The organism is Corynebacterium tuberculostearicum, assembly GCF_046097465.1.
Taxonomy (GTDB): Bacteria; Actinomycetota; Actinomycetes; order Mycobacteriales; family Mycobacteriaceae; genus Corynebacterium; species Corynebacterium tuberculostearicum_I.
The window spans coordinates 1500655-1522503 of record NZ_CP175799.1; the positions used below are offsets into that span (position 1 = coordinate 1500655).

Annotated in this window: 20 protein-coding genes; 3 read left to right on the top strand and 17 right to left on the bottom strand. The window is 61.1% G+C overall.

What is annotated here, in order from left to right; genetic code table 11:
* Positions 1–7 precede the first annotated feature (7 nt).
* From ACKFRX_RS07125 to pyrR, 15 genes are all read right to left on the bottom strand, one after another.
* Positions 8–1558, bottom strand: coding sequence for an RsmB/NOP family class I SAM-dependent RNA methyltransferase (locus ACKFRX_RS07125; protein WP_408927586.1), 1551 nt, complete (start codon positions 1556–1558; stop codon positions 8–10).
* Positions 1555–2502 carry a methionyl-tRNA formyltransferase gene (fmt, locus tag ACKFRX_RS07130; RefSeq protein WP_250408506.1) on the bottom strand — a complete coding sequence of 316 codons (948 nt, stop codon included), beginning with the start codon at positions 2500–2502 and terminating at the stop codon, positions 1555–1557. Before fmt ends, ACKFRX_RS07125 begins: the two co-directional genes overlap by 4 nt.
* Positions 2503–2578: 76 nt before the next feature.
* Positions 2579–3091, bottom strand: a complete 513-nt coding sequence (def, locus tag ACKFRX_RS07135; protein ID WP_250408504.1) for a peptide deformylase — start codon at positions 3089–3091, stop codon at positions 2579–2581.
* 99 nt (positions 3092–3190) lie between these two features.
* Positions 3191–5230 carry a primosomal protein N' gene (locus ACKFRX_RS07140; protein ID WP_408927587.1) on the bottom strand — a complete coding sequence of 680 codons (2040 nt, stop codon included), beginning with the start codon at positions 5228–5230 and terminating at the stop codon, positions 3191–3193.
* A gap of 11 nt (positions 5231–5241) precedes the next feature.
* Positions 5242–6474, bottom strand: coding sequence for a methionine adenosyltransferase (gene metK, locus ACKFRX_RS07145; protein WP_150850275.1), 1233 nt, complete (start codon positions 6472–6474; stop codon positions 5242–5244).
* A 109-nt stretch (positions 6475–6583) separates the two neighbouring features.
* Complete coding sequence (gene coaBC / locus ACKFRX_RS07150; RefSeq protein WP_408927588.1) at positions 6584–7831, bottom strand: bifunctional phosphopantothenoylcysteine decarboxylase/phosphopantothenate--cysteine ligase CoaBC; 1248 nt, start codon at positions 7829–7831, stop codon at positions 6584–6586.
* A gap of 129 nt (positions 7832–7960) precedes the next feature.
* Entirely contained in the window at positions 7961–8263 is a 303-nt protein-coding gene (gene rpoZ / locus ACKFRX_RS07155) for a DNA-directed RNA polymerase subunit omega (RefSeq protein ID WP_005324891.1), read from the bottom strand.
* Between the two features lie 40 nt (positions 8264–8303).
* Positions 8304–8873: a guanylate kinase gene (gmk, locus tag ACKFRX_RS07160; protein WP_408927589.1), complete on the bottom strand. Its 570-nt coding sequence runs from the start codon at positions 8871–8873 to the stop codon at positions 8304–8306.
* An 8-nt stretch (positions 8874–8881) separates the two neighbouring features.
* Positions 8882–9202, bottom strand: coding sequence for an integration host factor, actinobacterial type (gene mihF, locus ACKFRX_RS07165; RefSeq protein WP_005328460.1), 321 nt, complete (start codon positions 9200–9202; stop codon positions 8882–8884).
* Positions 9203–9461: 259 nt separating this feature from the next.
* The gene (pyrF, locus tag ACKFRX_RS07170) at positions 9462–10301 is read right to left on the bottom strand and encodes an orotidine-5'-phosphate decarboxylase (protein WP_408927590.1); all 840 of its coding nucleotides are present in this window, start codon (positions 10299–10301) and stop codon (positions 9462–9464) included.
* The gene (gene carB, locus ACKFRX_RS07175) at positions 10285–13626 is read right to left on the bottom strand and encodes a carbamoyl-phosphate synthase large subunit (protein ID WP_408927591.1); all 3342 of its coding nucleotides are present in this window, start codon (positions 13624–13626) and stop codon (positions 10285–10287) included. Before carB ends, pyrF begins: the two co-directional genes overlap by 17 nt.
* 25 nt (positions 13627–13651) lie before the next feature.
* Positions 13652–14833 (bottom strand): glutamine-hydrolyzing carbamoyl-phosphate synthase small subunit, encoded by a 1182-nt coding sequence (gene carA, locus ACKFRX_RS07180; RefSeq protein ID WP_239192195.1) that lies wholly within the window; start codon positions 14831–14833, stop codon positions 13652–13654.
* Between the two features lie 23 nt (positions 14834–14856).
* Positions 14857–16194 (bottom strand): dihydroorotase, encoded by a 1338-nt coding sequence (locus ACKFRX_RS07185; RefSeq protein ID WP_408919940.1) that lies wholly within the window; start codon positions 16192–16194, stop codon positions 14857–14859.
* A 34-nt stretch (positions 16195–16228) separates the two neighbouring features.
* Positions 16229–17185 (bottom strand): aspartate carbamoyltransferase catalytic subunit, encoded by a 957-nt coding sequence (locus ACKFRX_RS07190; RefSeq protein ID WP_408919939.1) that lies wholly within the window; start codon positions 17183–17185, stop codon positions 16229–16231.
* Positions 17186–17187: 2 nt separating this feature from the next.
* Complete coding sequence (gene pyrR / locus ACKFRX_RS07195; RefSeq protein ID WP_150851570.1) at positions 17188–17796, bottom strand: bifunctional pyr operon transcriptional regulator/uracil phosphoribosyltransferase PyrR; 609 nt, start codon at positions 17794–17796, stop codon at positions 17188–17190.
* Positions 17797–17941: 145 nt separating this feature from the next.
* On the opposite strand from pyrR, the gene ACKFRX_RS07200 reads away from it, so the two are divergent.
* From ACKFRX_RS07200 to ACKFRX_RS07210, 3 genes are all read left to right on the top strand, one after another.
* Positions 17942–19297 carry a TIGR01777 family oxidoreductase gene (locus ACKFRX_RS07200; RefSeq protein ID WP_408927592.1) on the top strand — a complete coding sequence of 452 codons (1356 nt, stop codon included), beginning with the start codon at positions 17942–17944 and terminating at the stop codon, positions 19295–19297.
* A 70-nt stretch (positions 19298–19367) separates the two neighbouring features.
* Positions 19368–19859 carry a YbjN domain-containing protein gene (locus ACKFRX_RS07205; protein WP_005328475.1) on the top strand — a complete coding sequence of 164 codons (492 nt, stop codon included), beginning with the start codon at positions 19368–19370 and terminating at the stop codon, positions 19857–19859.
* A complete protein-coding gene (locus tag ACKFRX_RS07210) occupies positions 19852–20361 on the top strand; it encodes a YbjN domain-containing protein (protein ID WP_005328477.1) in 510 nt (169 codons plus the stop codon). The genes ACKFRX_RS07205 and ACKFRX_RS07210 overlap by 8 nt, the downstream gene beginning before the upstream one ends.
* Positions 20362–20579: 218 nt before the next feature.
* On the opposite strand, the gene nusB is transcribed toward ACKFRX_RS07210, so the two are convergent.
* Positions 20580–21218: a transcription antitermination factor NusB gene (gene nusB / locus ACKFRX_RS07215; RefSeq protein ID WP_408920062.1), complete on the bottom strand. Its 639-nt coding sequence runs from the start codon at positions 21216–21218 to the stop codon at positions 20580–20582.
* A 38-nt stretch (positions 21219–21256) separates the two neighbouring features.
* Complete coding sequence (efp, locus tag ACKFRX_RS07220; protein WP_005324919.1) at positions 21257–21820, bottom strand: elongation factor P; 564 nt, start codon at positions 21818–21820, stop codon at positions 21257–21259.
* Positions 21821–21849 lie beyond the last annotated feature (29 nt).

Sequence of the window (21849 nt, forward strand, 5' to 3'; positions counted from 1 at the left end):
ATCGCGATTAGTCGGCTGCGCGGCGAAGGGCCGCAAAGAACATGGCGTCGGTACCGTGCCGATGCGGCCACATCTGCACGGATTTCTCATGGCCTACATCGCCCATATCAGGAATGAGAGCATGTGCGTCGAGTTCTGCGGCGCCGAGTTCGCCCACAGCGCGGTCAACGATGCCCCTCGTCTCGCGCAGGTCTGGCGAACACGTGGAGTAGATGACCACGCCACCCGGACGCACTAGGTGTAATGCGGAGGACAAGAGCTCGAATTGCAGCTGGTTAAGCTCGGCAATATCGGCCTCCGACTTGCGCCACCGCGCCTCTGGGCGGCGACGGAGAGCGCCGAGGCCGGAACAGGGGGCATCGACAAGCACGCGGTCAAAGCCCTCTCCCACGCCGGGATTGCGGCCATCTGCCACATGAACGTCTACGGGCAAGTCGCTCACCGTCTTTTCAATCAGCGCCGCTCGGTGCGGAGATACCTCCACTGCATCAACATGCGCGGAGTCGATGCGGGCAAGCGCGCCCATCAAGGCCGCCTTACCGCCGGGACCGGCGCAGAGATCCAGCCACCGGCCGGTGTCCTCGCCTTCGAGGGGCGCCTCGCATACCGCGCGGGCAATCAGCTGCGAACCCTCGTCCTGCACGGCCGCCAATCCTTGGCGCACGGGTTCCAATTGGCCGGGGTCACCGGATTCCATGTACACCGCATAAGGGGAATAACGCCCCTCCTCATTGCCGGTCATCAGGGCCAATTCCTCGGCCGAGATTTCCCCGGGACGCGCCACCAGATGAACCGAAGGTCGATCCGAATCCGCCTCCAGGGCAGCCTCCAACTCCCCTAGGCCCAACACGCGGCTAAACGATTCCGCAATCCAGGTGGGGTGGGCATGCTTAAAGGCGATGCCGGCGATCTCCCCCTGTGGAGCGAGCTTGTCCAGCCAAGCCTTGGCCGGCGTCCGCGTAATGGTGCGCATGATGCCATTGGCAAAGCCCTTGGCCTTGACTTCACCGGCGGCTTCTACCAAACGAACGGTGGTATCAACCGCCGCGTGTGGCTCCACGCGGGTATAGAGAACCTGATAAGTGCCCAGGCGCAAGGCATCAACTACGGCTGGGGAAATGGCCTCGAGGCCGCGAGAGGAGCACTCTGCGATGACGGCATCAACTACGCCAAGGGTGCGCAGCGTGCCGTAGGTGATTTCGGTGGCGAAGGCGGCGTCGCGCCCCTTGAGCTTTTGCTTGCGCAGTGCCTTGGGCAAAATGAGGTTAGCGAAGGCATCGTCATCGCTTACCCTGCGCACCACGTCGAAGGCGACCGCACGCGGCGCATCCACGCCCGCGGCCAGCGCGGCCTGAATCAGACCGCCTTCCTGGCGCTTGCCGGGACGCTGGCCCTTAGCAGACTGCCGGCCCCTATGCTGCCCACCGCGGCCGCCACGCTGCTGCCGTTGCGGGCGGTCATCTCGGCCCTTCGCACCAGTGGATTTGTGGGAGTCCTGCGGCTTACCCTCCGGGGACTTATCCCCGGACTTGCTGCGGGAACGGAAACCACCGCTCATTGAAACTTCACCTCGGCATCCTTGCCTAGTCCGCGGGCCCAATCGGCCGCATTCATCATCTTCTTTCCGGGAGGCTGGATTTTACCCAGCTGGACTGGCTGCGTACCGGTACCGATGAACACGGCGTTCTTGGCAATGTGCAGCTGCCCTGGTTCTAGTGCCTGCGGAACCGCCGCCTCTTCTATGAGGCTGACCGGTCCAATCTTCACGCGGGCCTCGTCCCACATGGTCCATGCACCCGGCCCAGGCGTGTGTGCGCGAATGTGCCGATCGATAGCGAAGCCAGGCTGTGACCACTCCACGCGGGCCTGCGCGGTAGAGATTTTCGGCGCATAGGTAGCCTCGCCCTGCTGCGGCTGTGCCTCCAGCTGTCCCGCCGCTAGGCCATCCATGGTGGCCACGAGCAGATCGCCGCCGGAATAGGCAAGGCGCGTCAACAGGTCATCGGCAGTATCGGTGCCTTTAATCTCCTCCGTCACGGTGCCGAGCACCGGGCCCGTATCCAGGCCCTCTTCGATGCGGAAGGTTGATGCGCCGGTCACGTCATCGCCTGCGGCAATGGCAGCCTGCACCGGGGCCGCGCCGCGCCATGCCGGAAGCAAGGAAAAGTGCAGGTTTACCCAGCCATGCTGTGGTAGTTCCAGCAGGTCCTTAGTCACTAGATTGCCGTAGGCCACCACCGGAATCGCCTCTGGTTGCAATTCCTTTAAGCGGGAGCGCAGCGCCTGACCGTCCTCCGAGTCAGGGCGCAGGGTGGTCGGGGTCAATACTTCAATGCCATGTTCTTGGGCGAGCGCCTTCACTGGGCTCGGGTGAAGAGTGCGGCCGCGGCCCTTCTTCGCGTCTGGGCGAGTAATTACGGCCACCACCTCGTGCGACGAGGCAAGCAGCTTTTCCAAGGCCACAACGGCTGGCTCAGGGGTACCGGCAAAAATGATCCGCATGCGGGGAAACTCTCCTCTTAATATCGTTCAAGATACTAGGCTACAACGCCGCAACGCTGCCGCCACAGCGAGCGGGCTACGAGGCGTTAAACCACTCGGATTCACGGATGGCGCGCATGGCCTCCTTGCGCACTGGCGCCTTTAGGCGTTGTAGGAAGAGCACCCCATCGAGGTGGTCGGTCTCATGCTGGATGCACCGAGCCATCAGTCCTGAGGCCACCATGGACACAGGGCGCCCCTCAATATCCTGTCCGGACACAAAGACCTGGTTGAACCTCGTGGTTTCCGCGCTAATTCCTGGAATAGATAGGCATCCTTCCGGGCCTGTTTGCTGCTGCTCTCCCACCGGAGTCCAGACCGGGTTAACAATCGCCCCACGCAGCCCAGATTGGGTATGCGAGCAGTCATAGACGAAGATTCGCTGCAAAATCCCTACCTGATTAGCCGCTAGCCCTACTCCCCCGGCTTTATCCATGGTCTCGAGCATATCGCTCGCCAGAGCGCGCAGACCTGCATCAAATTTACTAATTTCCTCCGCGCGGCTGCCCAAGACTGGGTCGCCGTAGATACGCAGCTCTCGAAGGGACATGGCAATCACACCTTTCTCCTGGCACCGTGACCAAGCCGGCCGGCGGTGGCGGCTTCCTCCGTCGAGATTAGCGCATGAGTGCCAATGGCCCCGATATGGCTAACCCACGTGGATGGGGTCAACCACGATGCGCAAAGGCAGCTCATCCTTGCGGGCGCTGCGCGCGGCGTTGGCACTGCGCAATGCCCGCCCCAATTGGGAACGCGGCCCCAGCGGGGTGCGCACGACCAACCGCTGCGGTGGGCCAAAACGCTGGCTATCGTAGTCACCAGGCAGGCTCTGCCCCGGCGGAAGGGGAACTGGTCCTAATACCTCCGCGTGGTCTGGAAGATCCACAAGCTCGGCAAAGCCATCCAGGGATGCATCCGCACCGTCGATGGCAGCAAAATGCACCGCGGGTGGGAAGCGCACCTCGCGCCGGGCAGCAAGCTCTGCGGCGGCCGCGCCCACCATATCCCAACGCAGGAAGTGCTGGACCACGGTGAGCGACTCATCGGCGGCCAGGATTACTCGACCACCCTTGAAATGCGGCTGCACCAAGGTAGCCGCCTGCGCCCACTTCGCTAGGGTGTCCTCCGTGGCGCGCAGGTCTTGCCGGTTGAGCAACGCACCGGCATCCAAGAGCAACGCCGCGCCATAGGCTCCATCGTTTACTTTCGGTTCAGCGCCAGGGGTGGCAATGACCAGCGCCGGCGCATTGTCCACCTCATCGAGCACCTTGTTTCCGCCCGAGACCACCACCCGCGTATTGGGAAAGGCCCGGCCCATTTCTTCCGCAGTGCGCTCCGAGCCCAACACGATGGCCCGCAGGCGCGGAGACCCGCATTCGGTGCACCGATGCCGTGCCTCGATTCGGCCACACCAGCGGCAGGTAGGCATTCCCGCCTCTTCCGGGCCTGCGCTTGCCGACGCCCCCTTGGGCGGCAGCCCCAACGGCCCATTGCAATGCCGGCAGCGAGCCGGCGCTCGGCACTGGCCACAGGCCAAAATGGGTGCATACCCCTTGCGCGGTACCTGCACCAGCACGGGCTCTCCCCTATCCAGCGCCTGGTGGGCGGCTTGGAAGGCCTGCGCCTGTACTTTGGTGGTGCCGCCCTGCAGGTCGCGGGCGATAGACAGACCGAACGACCCCACCGCCTCGATAGCCGGGCACCGCGCCGTTATGGTTTGCTCTTTGGCCACCACATCGTGCGCCCATCCTGATTCCACGAGGAGCTGTGTCTCCGACGTCCGTGAATGGTTGGCCAAAACCATGCTGCAACCTTCGAAGGCTGAGCGGGTGGTAAGTACTTCCCTCGCATGGACATAAGGCTTGAGGTTGTCGACCAAATTATCATTGCCATCATCAAGGATCACCGCCAGCTGCAGGTCTTTGACCGGGGCAAAGGCGGCAGACCTGGTGCCAATGACCACGCGCGCTTGGCCCACTAGTGCGGAGAGATAGCGGCGGTAGCGCGCCTGCGGGCCCATGCTATTAGTCAGCACCGTTATCTGCTTTGCCCCAAGTACCCGGCGAAGCGCGGCCTCTACAGCATCGACGCTCTTCTGGTCCGGGGCGACGAGGAGAACCCCTCCTCCGCCAAGCGCCACTTTAGCAGCGAGTGCAGCCAGCGCATGTGCCCAATCATCGCCCGGGGCGATTTGCCAGGCGGCACGGGCGAGCTTGCCGGCCAGAATCGAATCGACGAAAGCCTCGCCATGTTGATAGGCCGACCATCCTGATAGGTCGGGCTCGCTCGTGGTGCCGAGCTCCTCCCACGGGGTCTCTAAATCGGATTCCTCCGCCTTGGCGTGCCGCGGCGGGATAGCAGAGCGGATAATGTCCGAGCGCACGCCGCCGTAGCGGTCTGCCAGGGCGTCGACAAGCCGGGCTAGCTGCGGCGGATAAACCTGGAAGGGTGAGATAATGCGCTCGATAAAGCGCAGGTTGCCGCCAAATTCAGAATCATGCCGGCGTTCTAAGACAATCGCGTCCACCAAGCGCCCGTTGAAGCGGATACGCACCTTAATCCCCGGTTGGGCGTCCTCCGAATCTGCCTCTTCTACGAGGTAATCAAATCCTCGGTCTAGGTGCGCAACCCCTAAAAGAGGCAACACCCGCGCAACCGGCTTCCGGGTGGCGGGTGTTTTCTTAGGCATAGGCCTCGATTCTACAGACCAGCGGCAGCACGCAATGCTTCCACTCGGTTCAACTCCTCCCACGGCAGCTCAACGTCGGTGCGACCAAAGTGACCGTAGGCCGCAGTTTGCGCATAGATGGGGCGCAAAAGGTCGAGCTCGCGAATGATAGCGGCCGGACGCAGGTCAAATACCTGATTCACCGCAGCCTGGATATTCGCATCGCTCAGGCCTTCCTTGGCGGTACCGAAGGTCTCTACGTACAGACCCACCGGCTTGGCGCGGCCGATTGCATAAGCCACCTGGACTTCAGCGCGATCTGCCAAGCCCGCAGCCACGATATTCTTAGCCACCCAGCGCATGGCATAAGCAGCGGAACGGTCCACCTTGCTCGGGTCCTTGCCAGAGAACGCGCCGCCGCCGTGGCGAGCCATACCGCCGTAAGTATCGACGATGATCTTGCGGCCGGTAAGTCCGGCATCTCCCATCGGTCCGCCAAGGATGAAGGAACCGGAAGGGTTGACCAACAAGGTCGTGTCTTCGGTGTAGTACTTCTCCAAGCCGGCGTCCTTGATAACCCATTCAAGGACCTCGCTGCGCAAGGGGCCTTCCAACCAAGCGCTATCGACCTCGGCATCGTGCTGCGTGGAAATCACCACGGTATCCAGGTGGGACGGCTCATTGTCATCGGTGTAGGCAAAGGTCACCTGGGTCTTGCCATCCGGTCGGAGGTGATCGACGATGCCTTCCTTGCGTACCTGCGTCAGGCGGCGGGACAGGCGGTGCGCCAAAGCGATGGGCAGCGGCATGTACTCAGCGGTCTCATTGGAGGCATAGCCGAACATCAGACCCTGGTCGCCTGCGCCAGCGGTATCGTTCTCAGCGTCATAGTCCTCGTCATGGGCGCGGGCTTCAGTAGAGTTGTCCACTCCGGCGCCAATTTCCTGGGACTGCTCGCCGATGGCGATATTCACGCCACAGGTGTTGCCATCAAAGCCGACTTCGGAAGAAGTAAAGCCGATGGACTTAAGGGTCTCCCGCACCAGCGCCGGGATTTCTACGTATGCCTCGGTGCGAACCTCGCCTACCACGTGAACCTGGCCGGTGGTCACCAACGTCTCGACGGCGACGCGGGATGCTGGATCCTTTTCCAGCAGGGCATCAAGGATGGCGTCAGAAATGGCGTCACAAATCTTATCGGGATGGCCTTCCGTCACGGACTCGCTGGTAAAAAGACGAGTTGCCACTGCAGCGTTATCAGTCACAAAAACTTCCTTCGTTCTCACTGTTGATTCGATGCTGTGGGTTTTCTACGCCCAAGCCTAATACCTCGCAAGCCTAGACCAAGCGGTCTATAAATGCAATTTTAGTTGTCTACCCATGAAACATTTCATTCACGGCCGAAAGAATCTGAGCGGCAACAACCTGCTTCGAGCCATGCTCCACGCGTTGCGGCGCGGAACCCAGACGCAAAATCCATCCCTCATTGGACTTTTCACCAAAGGTTTTTCCGCGCCCGACCTCATTGGCCATGAGCACATCGCAGCCCTTTCGCGCAAACTTTTCCTGGGCATAGTCCAAGGCGGACTTCTGGGCATCGCCGGTTTCGGCGGCGAACCCTACAATTACGCACTCCGCAGGGATCTCCGAGCGCTCGCGCGCAGCGACGAGCTCTTTGAGTACATCGGGGTTTTCCACCAGATGGAGCGTCGAGAGCGCATCGTCTGCCTGCCCCTTCTTCATCTTTGACTCGGCGACCTCCGCCGGACGGAAGTCAGAGACTGCAGCGGCCATGATCACCACATCCGCATGGCGGGACTCCTCGCGCATGGCGTCCTCCAACTCACGGGTGGAGACAATGTGCCGGAGCTCCGCGCCGCTCGGCACAGGAAGTTGTGCTGTATTACCCGCCACGAGGGTGACCTTGGACCCCATCTGGGCGGCCCATTCCGCGAGTGCAAATCCCTGCCTGCCGGAAGAACGATTACCCAAGTAGCGGACCGGATCCAGCTCTTCCTGGGTGCCGCCGGCTGATATGACGACCTTCTTGCCCTGCCAGGTGTGCTGCACTCGGTAGCCCGCCAGTTCAGTGCGGACAATCTCCGCAATCTGTTCCGGCTCCGGCAAACGACCCGGGCCAGAATCTTTGCCGGTTAGGCGGCCGTGGGCGGGCTCGATGACGGTGATACCGCGACGTCGCAAAGTAGCCACGTTGTCCTGCGTAGCGGGGTTATGCCACATCTCAGTGTGCATGGCCGGGGCCACAATAACCGGGCACGTCGCGACCAATACGGTGGCCGTGAGCAAATCGTCTGCACGGCCTGCGGCCAAGCGCGCGATAAGGTCTGCGGTGGCAGGCGCAATGACCACTGCATCCGCATGCTGTCCTACGTTGACGTGCTGCACCTCATCCACGGCCTCAAACACGCTCGTGGAGACAGGATGGCCAGATAGAGCCTCAAACGTAGCCGCGCCCACGAAGTTCAGTGCACTTTCCGTCGGGACAACGCGGACATCATCGCCCGCTTCCTTGAGATTGCGCACAAGGTGGCACGCCTTGTAGGCAGCGATGCCGCCAGCGACGCCCAGAACAATATTGCGAGAGGTATCTTTATCAGTCACACCGCACGATGGTACCTGCCGACATAGAGAAAGGCTCCACCCGCCGCGACCAAGAGGTGCACCCCAAACCGGGGATACACGTCTGCGGCGGCACGTGGAGCCTTAAAGCTATTACACGCTTTGTGCTAGCTACTTGCCTTCCTCGTGGTCAAGCAGGCCAGCATCAATCTCGCGCAATGCGATGGACAAAGGCTTTTCGCCTGGCTCTGGGGTAACCAGCGGGCCTACGAACTCGAAGACACCTTCATCCTGCTCTTGGTAGTAGCTATTGATCTGGCGTGCGCGCTTAGCGGCAAAGATGACCAAAGCGTACTTAGAGGAAACCTTGTCCAAAAGCTCATCGATCGGGGGATCAGTAATGCCGATCGGATCATCAAATACTGGTTCCGCCTTTGCGGCTTCAGTGTTAGAAGGGGTGGTCACGTTAGTCACATGCACCTTTACATTGATTGAAGATGGTCAAAAAGGAGGTCTATGCCCGCAGGATATCACTAATGGCAGATACTGCCCCGTCCAGATCATCGTTCACAACGACGTGATCGAACTCGTCCTGTGCGGCTAGTTCCTCATGCGCAGTTTGCAACCTACGGTCAATGACGTCTTGCGGCTCGGTACCGCGGCCGGTGAGCCGCTCCACAAGTACCTCCCATGACGGGGGTGCCAAAAAGACCAGGTCTGCCTCCGGCAGCGCTTTCTTAACACTCCGAGCACCCGCGAGGTCAACCTCAACAAGTACTGGGCGGCCAGCGGCCAAAGCTTCCTCTACCGGCTGGGCGGGCGTTCCAGAGCGCTGCAATCCGCCGTGGATATCAGCCCATTCGAGCATCTCCCCGGCATCGATTCGCTGCTGGAAGGCTTCTGGGGTGACGAAGAAGTAGTCGACACCGTCCTGCTCCCCGGGGCGGGGCTGGCGCGTGGTCATAGACACGCTGAAGTACAGCCCCTCGACGTCACTGCGCAGACGCGAAACTACGGTGGATTTTCCCACTGCGGAAGGCCCCGCCAATACGACGAGGCGCCCGCGTGCAGTTGCGTCAGCCATGGTTGTGACTATTCGCCGTAGCCGAAACGCTCGAGGAGAGCACGACGCTGACGCTCACCCAGGCCGCGCAGACGGCGGGTCTGAGCAATCTCCAGGTCCTCCATGATTTCCTTAGCCTTGACCTTGCCAACCTTCGGCAGAGCCTCGAGGAGTGCAGAAACCTTGGTCTTGCCGATGATCTCATCGGTCTCAGCCTTTTCGAGCACGTCCTTCAGGTCGGTCTCGCCGCGCTTGAGCGCAGCCTTGAGCTCGGCGCGAGCCTTGCGGGCCTCAGCGGCCTTTGCGAGAGCTTCCTTGCGCTGCTCATCAGTCAACTTTGGAAGGGCCACGGGTTTCCTCCGATTCATTAGATTGATTCTGTTACGTCTAGTACTTGGTACCAGATTACGGCTGCCTAACGCAGTTTATACACCGCGGAAAGTCATCAATAACCTTCGAGCAAACCGACTTCTGGCAATCCTAGCACTGCTCATTGAACGGTGACGATTAACGGGTCCAAAAGCACGCCTATTTTAGCACGTCACCGCACATACCTTAAACAAAGTACCAGGTAAACGGCGCGGCCGTTAATCAGCCACGCCGCCCCTTTTAGTCCCGGAACTCCGCTGCCACCTGAGCAACTGCTTTGCGCAGGTCAGCGACGTCAGGACCTTGCTCCAGCACTGCTCGAGACACATTGGCGAATCCCAGCGATGGACGAGCAGAAGCAATGCCGTGCACCTGCTCTGGGCCTGCGCCCTGAGCGCCAACACCGGGCAGAAGAACCGGGCCATTGAGCGCATCGAGGCGCGGCGGGTTGTCCAACGTCGCGCCGACGACTACGCCGACATCGCCAGGCTTGTTAGCCTTCTGCGCCTCGACATTGAACGCGGCGCACTCATCGACGACGCCCTGAGCGATAGTGCTCTCCTCGCCCACCGGGACCGACTGGATGGCACGTGCCTCCGGGTTGGAGGTAGCCGCCAAGACGAATACACCGCGGCCGGTTTCTTCGGCCTTGGTGAATACCGGCCCGAGTGCACCAACGCCTAGATAGGGCGACACGGTCACAGAGTCTGCGCGCAGCGGCGAACTATCGCCGAGCCATGCGTCTGCGTAGCCGGCCATAGTGGAGCCAATATCGCCGCGCTTGGCATCGGCCACAGTTAGGCAGCCCGCTTCGCGCAGGGCAGCCAGAACGTCTTCGAGGACTGCAAAGCCCTGGGAGCCAAAGCGCTCAAAGAAGGCTACCTGTGGCTTTACCAAGGCGGCGGTATCGCTAAAGGCTTCAACGCAGCGCAGGCTAAAGGTCCGCAGACCGTCAGCGGTAGACTCCAGCCCCCACTTGTCCAAGAGATACGGATGGGGGTCGATGCCAACGCACAGGCGCCCGCGTTCCTGGCCGGCTTCTTCTAGGCGCTCGCCAAATCCTTTAGTGCTGTGGGCCATGCTCAAGCTCCTGGAGTGCACGTACCTGCAGGTTGCCAATGCGCATCGCTTCGATGCCCTGGACCGCTGCGGTTACACCCTGCACGGTGGTCACCAGCGGAATCTCCATGTGGACAGCCGCGGCGCGGATATCGTAGCCGTCGTGGCGGGCACCGGCGGAGCCGGCCGGGGTATTGAGAATCCAGTCGATCTCGCCGTTGAAAATCTTATCCACGATGGACTCTTCGCCTTCCTTGGCCTCAGAGACCTTGGCGGCAACCTCGCACTCGATACCGTTGCGGCGCAGCATCTGGGCGGTGCCGGCGGTAGCGACGATGTTGTAGCCCATGTTGGCCAGGCGCTGAATCGGGAAGATCAGGGTGCGCTTGTCGCGGTTGGCAACAGAAACGAAGACGGTGCCCTCCGTGGGCGGCACGGCGAAGGCTGCAATTTCGCCCTTGGCATAGGCCGCGCCAAAGTTGGTAGCCAAGCCCATGACCTCACCGGTGGATTTCATCTCTGGCGAGAGCAGAGTATCGAGAAGGCTGCCATCAGGGCGGCGGAAGCGGTTGAATGGCAAGACTGCTTCCTTGACGGCAATCGGGTGCTCCAGCGGCAAAGAGCCACCGTCGTATTCGGAAGGAATCATGCCTTCGGCGCGCAGGTCGGCGATGCTCGAGCCCATCATGACGCGAGAGGCTGCCTTAGCCAGCGGTACGCCAGTGGCCTTGGAGACGAACGGCACGGTACGGGAAGCACGTGGGTTGGCCTCAATGACGTAGAGGATGTCATCCTTCAAGGCGAACTGGACGTTCATCAGGCCCTTGACGCCAATGCCCTCGGCGAGCAAGCCGGTAGACGTGCGGACCTTTTCAATGTCCTCGGGTCCGAGCGTCATCGGTGGCAGCGCACAGGAGGAGTCACCGGAGTGAATACCGGCCTCCTCGATGTGCTCCATGACGCCGCCCAGGTAGACCTCGTTGCCGTCGCACAGTGCATCAACGTCAATCTCGATGGCGGAATCCAGGAAGCGGTCCACCAGAACCGGGTGGTCCGGAGACAGCTCGGTGGCACGCTCAATGTAGTCTTCCAGCGCCTTTTCGTCGTAGACGATTTCCATACCGCGGCCGCCCAGCACGTAGGACGGACGAACCAGTACTGGGTAACCGATGGAGGAAGCAACCTCGCGGGCCTCCGCGAAGGAGGTGGCGGTGCCGTATTCCGGAGCTGCCAATTCTGCCTCATCGAGGACCTTGCCGAATTCGCCGCGGTCCTCGGCGGAGTCGATAGCTGCAGGGCTGGTGCCCACAACCGGAACGCCTGCCTCCTCCAGGCGGGCAGCGAGGCCCAGCGGAGTCTGGCCACCCAGCTGGACAATCACGCCAGCAACGTCACCGGAAGCGGCCTCCGCGTGGTAGACCTCCATTACGTCCTCAAAGGTCAGCGGCTCGAAGTAGAGGCGGTCTGCGGTGTCATAGTCGGTGGAGACGGTCTCCGGGTTGCAGTTGACCATGACGGTCTCATAGCCCTGCTCCGAAAGCTCAAGGGCCGCGTGAACGCAGGAGTAGTCGAACTCAATACCTTGACCAATGCGGTTAGGACCGGAGCCCAAAATGATGACCTTGCCCTTGGAGCCTTCCGGTGCCGGGCGAACCTCGGTCTCGGCATCCGGGTCGAGCTCATAGGAGCTGTAGTGGTACGGGGTCTGGGCCTCGAACTCACCGGCACAGGTATCTACGGTCTTGTACACGGGGCGAACACCCATGCGCCAGCGCAGACTGCGTACGCCATCCTCGCCGTTGAATTCGGGGCGAAGGGCGGCAATCTGGGCGTCGGAAAGCCCAAAGACCTTGGCCTCGCGCAGCAGCTCCTCGGTGAGCACTGGGGCGTCGATAAGCTCCTGGCGGAAGGCCACCAACGTGGCCAACTCAGCGATGAACCAGGGGTCAACGCCGGAAGCCTCGTGGACCTCGTCTACAGAAGCGCCAAGGCGAAGAGCCAGCTCAATGTCGTACATGCGGCCCTCGGTCGGGCGCTCCAGATCCTTGAGCACGGCCTGCAGGTCAGTAGCACGCTCGCCCGCAAAGTACTCATCCGGCTTGGTCCAGAAGCCATTGGGCTTGTTTTCCAAAGAACGCATGACCTTGTTCAGGCCCGCGATGTAGTTACGGCCGATGCCCATGGCCTCGCCCACGGACTTCATGGTGGTGGTCAAGGTGTCATCGGCACCCGGGAACTTCTCAAAAGCAAAGCGCGGGGCCTTGACAATGACGTAGTCCAGGGTCGGCTCGAAGGCCGCCTTGGTCTCGCCGGTGATGTCATTCTGAACCTCGTCCAAGGTGTAGCCAATGGCGAGCTTGGCCGCCAGCTTAGCAATCGGGAAACCGGTGGCCTTGGATGCCAGCGCGGAGGAACGGGACACGCGCGGGTTCATCTCGATGACGATGATGCGGCCGTCTTCCGGGTTAACCGCGAACTGGATATTACAGCCGCCAGTATCGACGCCGACCTCGCGGATGATGGCAATACCCAAGTCACGCATCTTCTGGAACTCACGGTCAGTAAGCGTCAGCGCCGGGGCGACGGTGACGGAATCGCCGGTGTGCACGCCCAGGGCATCGACGTTTTCGATGGAGGCGACAACCACGACGTTGTCATCGCCATCGCGCATGAGCTCGAGCTCGTATTCCTTCCAGCCCAGGATGGATTCCTCAATGAGCACGTTGGCCTCAGGGGATGCAGCCAAGCCGCCGCCGGCGATGCGGTCCAAGTCCTCATTATTGAAGGCCAGACCGGAGCCCAAGCCACCCATGGTGAAGGAAGGACGGACAACGACGGGCAGGCCGAGCTTGTCGACGGTCTCGTGGACCTCATCCATGTTGTGGCACACAGCGGAGCGGGCGGACTCGCCGCCGATGGAGGCCACGATGTCCTTAAACTTCTGGCGGTCCTCGCCACGCTCGATGGCGTCAATATCTGCGCCGATGAGCTCGATGCCGTACTTGTCCAAAATGCCCTGGCGGTCAAGCTGAACTGCAGCGTTCAATGCGGTCTGGCCGCCCAGGGTAGCCAGCACGGCGTCGATGGGATTGCCCTCTTCGCGCTCCTTGACCAGAATCTTTTCGATGTATTCCGGCTCGATGGGCTCGACGTAGGTGTGATCCGCAAACTCAGGGTCGGTCATGATGGTGGCCGGGTTGGAGTTGACCAGCGTTACGCGCAGGCCCTCCTCCTTGAGCACGCGGCAGGCCTGGGTGCCGGAGTAGTCGAACTCGCAGGCCTGGCCGATGACGATCGGGCCGGAGCCGATGACCAGGACGTGGTTGATGTCGTTGCGCTTTGGCATAGTTATTCTTCCTTTTCCTGGTTGTCTACTTATTTGGGGTGTGGTTAGCCATCAGTTCTTCAAACTGATCAAATAGCGGGTTGGCATCGTGCGGGCCCGCAGCGGATTCCGGGTGGTACTGCACGGAGTAGGCCATGCCGTTGCGCAATGCCACGCCCTCAACGGTGTCGTCGTTGAGGCAGATGTGGGTGACCTGCGCGGGGCCGAAATCGGTGGCGAACTCGGCGTCATTGCTGTTGAGGTCATAGCCTTCCGGTGCCTTCAGCGCGAAGCCGTGGTTCTGGGAGGTGATATCAATCTTGCCGGTCACGTTATTGCGCACCGGCACGTTGATGCCACGGTGGCCAAACTTCATCTTGTAGGTGTCCAGGCCCAGCGCGCGGCCCAGGAGCTGGTTGCCAAAGCAGATGCCGAAGAACGGGATCTTGGCTTCGAGCACCTGCTTGATGATGCCCACCATTTCATCGGCGGTAGCCGGGTCGCCCGGGCCGTTGGAGACGAAGACGCCATCCGGATTATAAGACTTCACCTTGTCAAAGGAGGTATTCGCGGGCACGACGACGGTTTCGATGCCGCGCTGAGAAAAGTGGCGCGGGGTTGCGGTCTTCACACCCATATCGAAGGCAACGACGGTGTACTTCTTCTCCCCTACGGCCTCGACCGTGTACGGCTCGTCGGTAGATACCTCTGCGGCTAGGTCGGCGCCTTCCATGGAGTCCTGGGACTTAACTTCCTTGAGCAACTCCTCGACCGGGCGCTTTGCATCTTCGCCGGAGAACAGGCCGGCGGCAATGGAGCCGTAGTTGCGCAGGTGGCGTACCAAGGTGCGGGTATCGATGCCGCGGATGCCAATGACACCCTGCTTTTCCATCTCTTCGCTCAGGCTGCGCTCTGCACGCCAGTTGGATACGCGCTGCGCGAGGTCGCGGATGACGAGGCCCGCAACCCAGATGTGGTTGCCGTGGGACTCATTGTCCTCGTCGTTCCAACCGGTATTGCCAATGTGCGGCGCTGCGGAAACCACAATCTGGCGGTGGTAAGACGGGTCCGTCATGGTCTCCTGGTAGCCGGTCATCGCCGTGGTGAATACGGCCTCGCCCAAGGTGGTGCCGGTGGCGCCAAAGCCATAACCGCGGAAGGTGCGCCCGTCCGCGAGAACGAGGATTGCTGGGGTTCTATCAGTCACGTCGTGGCCTTTCTCTGCCATATAGGTGGTCTCAGTGTGCAAGGTTAGTCTTCTTCGGAGGCTGCCAAGTCAAAAGTGACGGCACCTCGCAAAATGGTGTGGGTAACGCGGGCGCCGAATTCTTCGCCAGCGTATGGGTTGTTTTCGGACTTGGAGGCCAGCTTGGCGGAATCAGAAACCCAGTGGTGGTCCGGGTCCACAATGGTCAAGTTAGCTGGCTCGCCCTCTGCGATGGGGCGGCCATGGCCTGGCAGGCGGGTGATTTCTGCGGGGCGCTCGGACATCACGCGGGCAACAAAGCGCCAATCGGCCAAGCCGGTCTCGACGAAGATCTTGGCGATGACGGCCAAGGAAGATTCCAGTCCCAACATGCCAGGGCGGGCATTTTCAAATTCCACGCACTTGTCTTCGGAGCCGTGCGGGGCGTGGTCGGTGGCAACACAGTCGATGGTGCCGTTGAGCAGCGCCTCGCGCAGTGCCTCGGTATCGCGCTGTTCGCGCAGCGGCGGGTTGACGCGGAAGAGGCCATCGTAGGTGCGCAGCTTGTCATCGGTCATCAATAGGTGGTGCGGGGTTACCTCGGCGGTGAGAGGAATATCCTGCTCCTTTGCCCACTTCAGCAGCTCCACGGTGCCCTGGGTCGAGGCGTGGCAGATGTGCACGCGGTTGCCGTAGTCGCGCGCCAAGAGGGCGTCGCGAGCCACGATGGATTCCTCTGCCACGCGCGGCCAGCCGCGCAGGCCGAGCTTGGCCGCGGTCTCGCCTTCATGGGCGGAAGCACCGCCGGTCATACGGTCATCCTCGGCGTGCTGAGCCAGCAGCACGTCCATGCCCTTGGCGTATTCCAAGGCGCGACGCATGAGCTGCGGATCCTGGACGCACTTGCCGTCATCGGAGAACATGCGCACCTTGGCGTCCGAGCGGGCCATCATGCCGAACTCAGTAAGGGTCTTGCCTTCCAGGCCCTTGGTAATGGAGCCCACCGGGTGGACGTCGCACAGCGCCAGTGCTTGGGACTTGGCCCATACGGACTCAGCGATGATCGGCTGGTCGGTCACCGGGTTGGTATTAGCCATGGTGAACACGGCGGTGAAACCGCCCTTGGCGGCAGCCTTGGAGCCGGTCTCGATAGTCTCGGTATCCTCGCGGCCGGGCTCGCGCAGGTGCACGTGCATATCCACTAGGCCTGGCAAGAGCACGTTGCCCTGGCCGTCGATAACCTGTGCATCCTCGGCTTCTGCTGTGGCGCCGATGGCAGCGATGATGCCGTCCTTGACCACGACATCGGTGGGCTCGCCTTCGCCGTACAGGCGCACATTCTTAATCACCAGTGGGGATTCCGCCGGCGCGGAAAGGCGACCGGTTTCTGGGTAAGTAGTCATTGTCTCTCCCTAAAGTTGAGTGTGGGTCGCGGTTTTAAATGCCGGCGTTTTCGCCATTGGTCAGCAGGGTAAACAGCACCGCCATGCGGGCGTGTACACCGTTGTGCACCTGCTGCAGGACCGCAGTTTTGTCCAAATCTGCGACGCCGTAGTTAATCTCCATGCCGCGCAGCATCGGGCCTGGGTGCATGACGATGGCGTCCTTCTGCATGGCCGCCGCGCGATCCTTGGACAGGCCAAAGAGGTTGGCATATTCGCGATGGGAGGGGAAGAATCCGCCGTTCATGCGCTCCTGCTGCACGCGCAGCATCATGATGACATCAGCGTCTGCGATTTCCGCATCAAAGTCATAGGACACGCGCACCGGCCAGTTCTCAACCCCAAAGGGCATGAGGGTGGCTGGGCCCACGAGGGTTACCTCAGCACCAAGAGTGGTGAGCAGATCTACGTTGGAGCGCACGACGCGCGAGTGCAGGCAATCGCCCACAATCTTGACCTTCAGGCCGGCAAAGCCTTCGTCGCTGTGCAGTCCCAGGCGCTGGCGCATCGTGACGGCGTCGAGAAGCGCCTGCGTTGGGTGCTGATGCGCGCCGTCGCCCGCGTTGATCACCGAAGGTCCCTTGCCGTTAGGCGCAACCCACTGGGCCAGCTGCTGCGGCACCCCAGAGGAAGGGTGGCGCATGATGATCGCATCGGCGCCGATGGCGGCCAAGGTCAGGCCCGTATCCTTCAGGGACTCGCCCTTCTTTACCGAGGAGGAGGAGGCGGATAGGTTAATGACGTCCGCGGACATCCACTTGCCGGCCGTTTCAAAGGAAGAGCGGGTGCGGGTGGAGTTTTCATAAAAGAGGGTATAGATGGTCCGGCCCCGCAGGGTCGGCAGCTTCTTTACCTCACGGCCTTCGAGGGCCTCGCGGAAGCGATCTGCTTCATCCATTAGACCGATAATTTCGCTTCGGTCCAGCTCTGCCATATCGATGAGGTGCTTCATGGTTATGCCTCCCCCGTTTCGGAGCCGGTTCCGTTAGTAGTTGCGGCGGCTCGGGTCAATACGACCGCATCCCGGCCGTCAATCTCGCTGTTGTATACGCTGACGTCTTCTTCTCGCGCGGTGGGCAGATTCTTTCCCACATAATCGGCGCGGATAGGAACCTCGCGGTGGCCGCGATCTACCAAGACGGCCAGCTGAATAATGTCCGGACGGCCCACGTCACTCAACGCGTCCAAGGCGGCGCGGATAGTGCGGCCGGAATACAGCACATCGTCGACCAAAATAACGGTGGCGTTATCGATGCCACCGGTGGGGATGGTCGTGGGTTGTAGCGCGCGATGCGGCTTACCAAGCAGGTCATCGCGATAGAGGGTGATATCGAGGGAGCCCCACGGGACTGCGACCCCGGAAAATTCTTCAATCTTGTGCGCTAGGCGCTGTGCAAGTGGCACGCCACCAGAGGGAATGCCAAGCAGAATGACCCGCGGTGCGTCCGCGGAATCGAGCGCCGTTTTTTCAATGATCTGGTGCGCGATGCGTGCAACGGTACGCGAAACATCATCGGAGCTTAAAAGCTCTAGCTTGTTCGCGGTAGCGTCAGTTCCACTCATCGTGACCTCCTTCCCCGCCTCACGGTGCGGTCTTTAAAGGATGCCGGTTGATGGTCTCAAAAATGTCTATGCTCTTAGACACAAAATACTCTAGCACCTTCCCCACCATTTGGGTGAGGGCGAAAAGAAGGAGGCACTTCACACAGTGAGTTTTTCCGCCGAACACATAGTCCCCGCCCCTCGCGAGCAGGTCTGGCAATGGCATACCCGCCAAGGCGCTTTAACCCGCCTGAACGCGCCCTTTGCCTTCATGAAGCCCATCCAGCAGGCAGAGAGCCTGGGCGATGGCACCTCCATCCTGGGCCTTCCGGGCGGCCTGCGCTGGACCGCGCAGCATAAGCTTTCCCAGTACCGCGAGGGCTATGAGTTCACCGATGTGTGCGTAAACTCCCCCATTCGCAAATTCGCCGCATGGCAACACCATCACACCTTTGCGGATCACCCGGACGGCACGCTCGTTCGCGATGAAGTCACCACCCGCATCCCTTCGGCGGCGCTGGAATCGGTCTTTGCTTATCGGCAGCACCAGCTCATTGAGGATTTTTCCTTTCTCCAGCGGCTTGCCGACGCCTCCTTGAACACCCAACCACTAACCATCGCCATGACCGGCTCCCGCGGCAGCGTGGGTACAGCGCTTACCGCACAACTGCGCACCGCCGGACACACGGTGATCCAGCTCGTGCGCGGCACGGCTTCCAAGGGCCAGCGCACCTGGCGCCCGGAGCACCCCGATCCCGACCTCCTGCGCGGCGTCGACGTCCTCGTCCACCTGGCAGGCGAGCCCATCTTCGGCCGCTTTAATGACGAGCACAAGGCCGCCATCCGCGATTCCCGCGTTGGCCCCACCGAGCGCCTAGCCCGTCTTGCGGGCACCACGGATTCCGTCCGCACCATGGTTTGCGCCTCTGCCGTGGGCTACTACGGATCCGACCGCGGCGATGAGGTCCTCACCGAGGACTCCGCACCGGGCGAGGGCTTCTTGGCAGACGTCGTAGTCGACTGGGAGCGCGCCTGCGAACCCGCCCGCGCCGCGGGCACCCGCGTGGTCAATATTCGTACCGGCATCGCCATGTCTGGCGGTTCCGGCCTCCTGCCGCTGCTGCGCGCCCTCTTCTCCACCGGCCTGGGCGGCCCTTTCGGCGACGGTGAGTTCTGGTTCAGCTGGGTTGCCCTTGATGACCTGACGGATGCCTACTTCCGCGCCATCGTGGACGATTCGCTAGAAGGCCCGGTCAATGCGGCCTCGCCTAACCCGGTGCTCAACAAGGACTTCGTCAAAGCCCTTGGCGCCGAGTTGCACCGCCCAGCCCTGCTCCCCGTTCCGCCCTTCGGTCCCGCAATCTTGCTGGGCAAGGAAGGCGCCCAAGAACTGGCCTTGGCGCAACAACGCGTAAGCCCCACGGTTCTACAAAGCATCGGGCATACGTTTCGCTACCCCACGATCGATACTGCTCTCGCCCACGAACTTGGCGGCGAGCGCCTATGGAGTCCCAGTAACTAGATAAGAACTTAGGTAAACTGGCAAAGGTTGACCTTTATCCCCGATTAGTACATGGATTGAGACTACTTAAGTGTCTGAAGAACCAACCCTGTATCCCGATACGCCGGTAGAGCCCGTAACTCTCGAGCGCATCGGCGAGATCTTTGCATCTGAGAACCTGGAATACCGCCTCGAAGAGCAGCCAGTGAGCGAGGAAGAAACCGTGCAGATCCTGCGCACGGGTTTCTCCAACGTCGCCATCGCCATGCAGGTGCGCGATGATGTGCTCGTGGCGGATTCCGTGTGGCGCGGCAATGTGCCTTCTTCTGAGGGCCCTACCCTGTTGACGGTGCTCAACCAGTGGAACCAGCAGCACTTCGCGCCGACCCTGCGCTTCTTTGAGTCAGCCGAGAATACCCTCGCCGTCTCCGGCGTGCGCGAGATCAACATTGCCCACGGTTTGTCCCGCAATCAGATCGGCGCCTTCGTGATGTCCACGCTGGATTCTATGCTGCAGTCCTTCGCCTTCGTGGAAGAACACTACCCACAGCTCGTGACTTGGGAGGAGCACAACCATGACTAATGCCTCTACCGAAAACAATCTGCCGGAGATCACCCTTGACCGCGTTGTCGAGGCCATGCGCACCTTCGACATCGAATTGACCAAGATGGACAGCGATATTGAGGCAGCTACCGCCAACCTCAACGGCCTGCCCACCATGTTCGCGGTTCTCGATTCCGTGGTTATTGTCCGCTGCGATGTGCCTACCGACGCCGCCTACTCCAAGGCCGATGCCGGCCTCTTCCTCGCGGCTAACCAGATCAACTCCGTAGCCTTCGGCGCCCGCGCAGTTATCTCGGAGCACGATGACATGCTCGTGGTGCGCACCGAGCGCGATATCCCTGCCGCCGCCGGCATGACCGATGAGCAGCTGCAGGCTGCCCTGAAGTCCGCCGTGGATGGCGTCATCCGCGGCCAGGACGCCATGGTTTCTGCCGCCGAAGAGATGGCCAAGCTTGGCTCCGAGACCGCAGCCAACGCCGGATCTGGCGACGCTGCCGCAAGCGACGCCCCGCAGAGCTAAGCCGCCCTAGAATTCACTGCTCTCCCCTCTCCTTCTGCCTTAACAATGACGCAAGGGTGACGGGGAGAGTTCTTTTTGCTCTTGGCCATACTGGGCACACGGAGACGCGAGGATGAGCGTCGATTGGCACGGTCTTGGGCATGAAAATACCGCCCGCCACAGCTCTTCACCATCGAGCTGGGCGGGCGGTTTAAGTATGCGGGCCAGTCTAAACCTGACTATTCCGCAGTGGGGTCCTGCTGCGCAGAACCGTCTGCTGCAGCCGAGTCGTCGGCCGCGGCAGCGGAGTCCGAAGCGGTGGATGCGGAGGTATCCACGGCCGCATCATCCGCGTTGTCGGAGTCTACCGACTCCTCGTCGGTCGTATCCTCGCCGTCCGCGTCTGCATCGCTGCCCTGGTGTTCTGCGGACATCGGGTTTTCCGCAGAACGGGATTGTGCAACGTCATCCAACACAGCGTGAATGTATGGCGCCGCTTGATCGTTGGAATACTGGGAGGCAATCTCCACGCCTTCCACGACCGCAGTAGCGGTGGGAATATCCGGGTTGAACAGCAGCTCCCATACCGACAGGCGCAGGATCGCACGGTCAACGGCCGGAATGCGGTGCAGTTCCCAGTCCTCGGCAAGGAAGCGAGAGATGGTGTCATCGATGGCATCCAGCTCTTCGGCTACGCCCTTGACAATCACCTGCGTGTATTCGGCGACAGGTGCTACCGCGTTGCGATCCTCACGTGCCAAGGCGATGCGATCCTCCACGATGGCAACGGGGTCAACGTCCCTGTTTTCTGCTTCGTAAAGGATATCGGCGGCACGACGACGTGCGCGGTACCGCGCGGTGTGCCGCTTGTAGTTGATATCGCGCTTAGGGGTGTTATCAGACACAGTCAGATGCCCTAGTTGTTAACGCGGGAGAGGTACTCGCCGGTACGGGTATCAATCTTGAGTACGTTGCCGATCTCGATGAACAGCGGAACCTGGATCTCAGCGCCGGTTTCCAGGGTGGCAGGCTTGGTGCCGCCGGAAGAACGGTCACCCTGCAGGCCAGGCTCGGTGTGCTCGACCTTAAGGTCTACGGAGATAGGCAGTTCTGCAAAGAGTGCCTCATCCTCGTAGAAGGAAACCTGAACGCGCATGTTCTCCAGCAGGAAGCGAGCGGCATCGCCGAACTTCTCCGGCGGGAGCTCGTACTGCTCGAAGGTCTTTTCATCCATAACAACGTAGCTGGTGCCATCGTTGTACAGGTAGGTCATATCGCGGCGGTCCACGGTAGCGGTCTCTACCTTAACGCCAGCATTCCAGGTCTTGTCCACGGTCTTACCGGAGACAACATCCTTGAGCTTGGTACGCACGAAGGCTGGGCCCTTGCCCGGCTTCACGTGCTGGAACTCAACGATCTGCATCAGTTTGTTGTCGATCTTCAGAACGAGGCCGTTCTTGAAATCAGTAGTATCAGCCATTGCGGTTAAACTCCCGAAACTTGTGGACT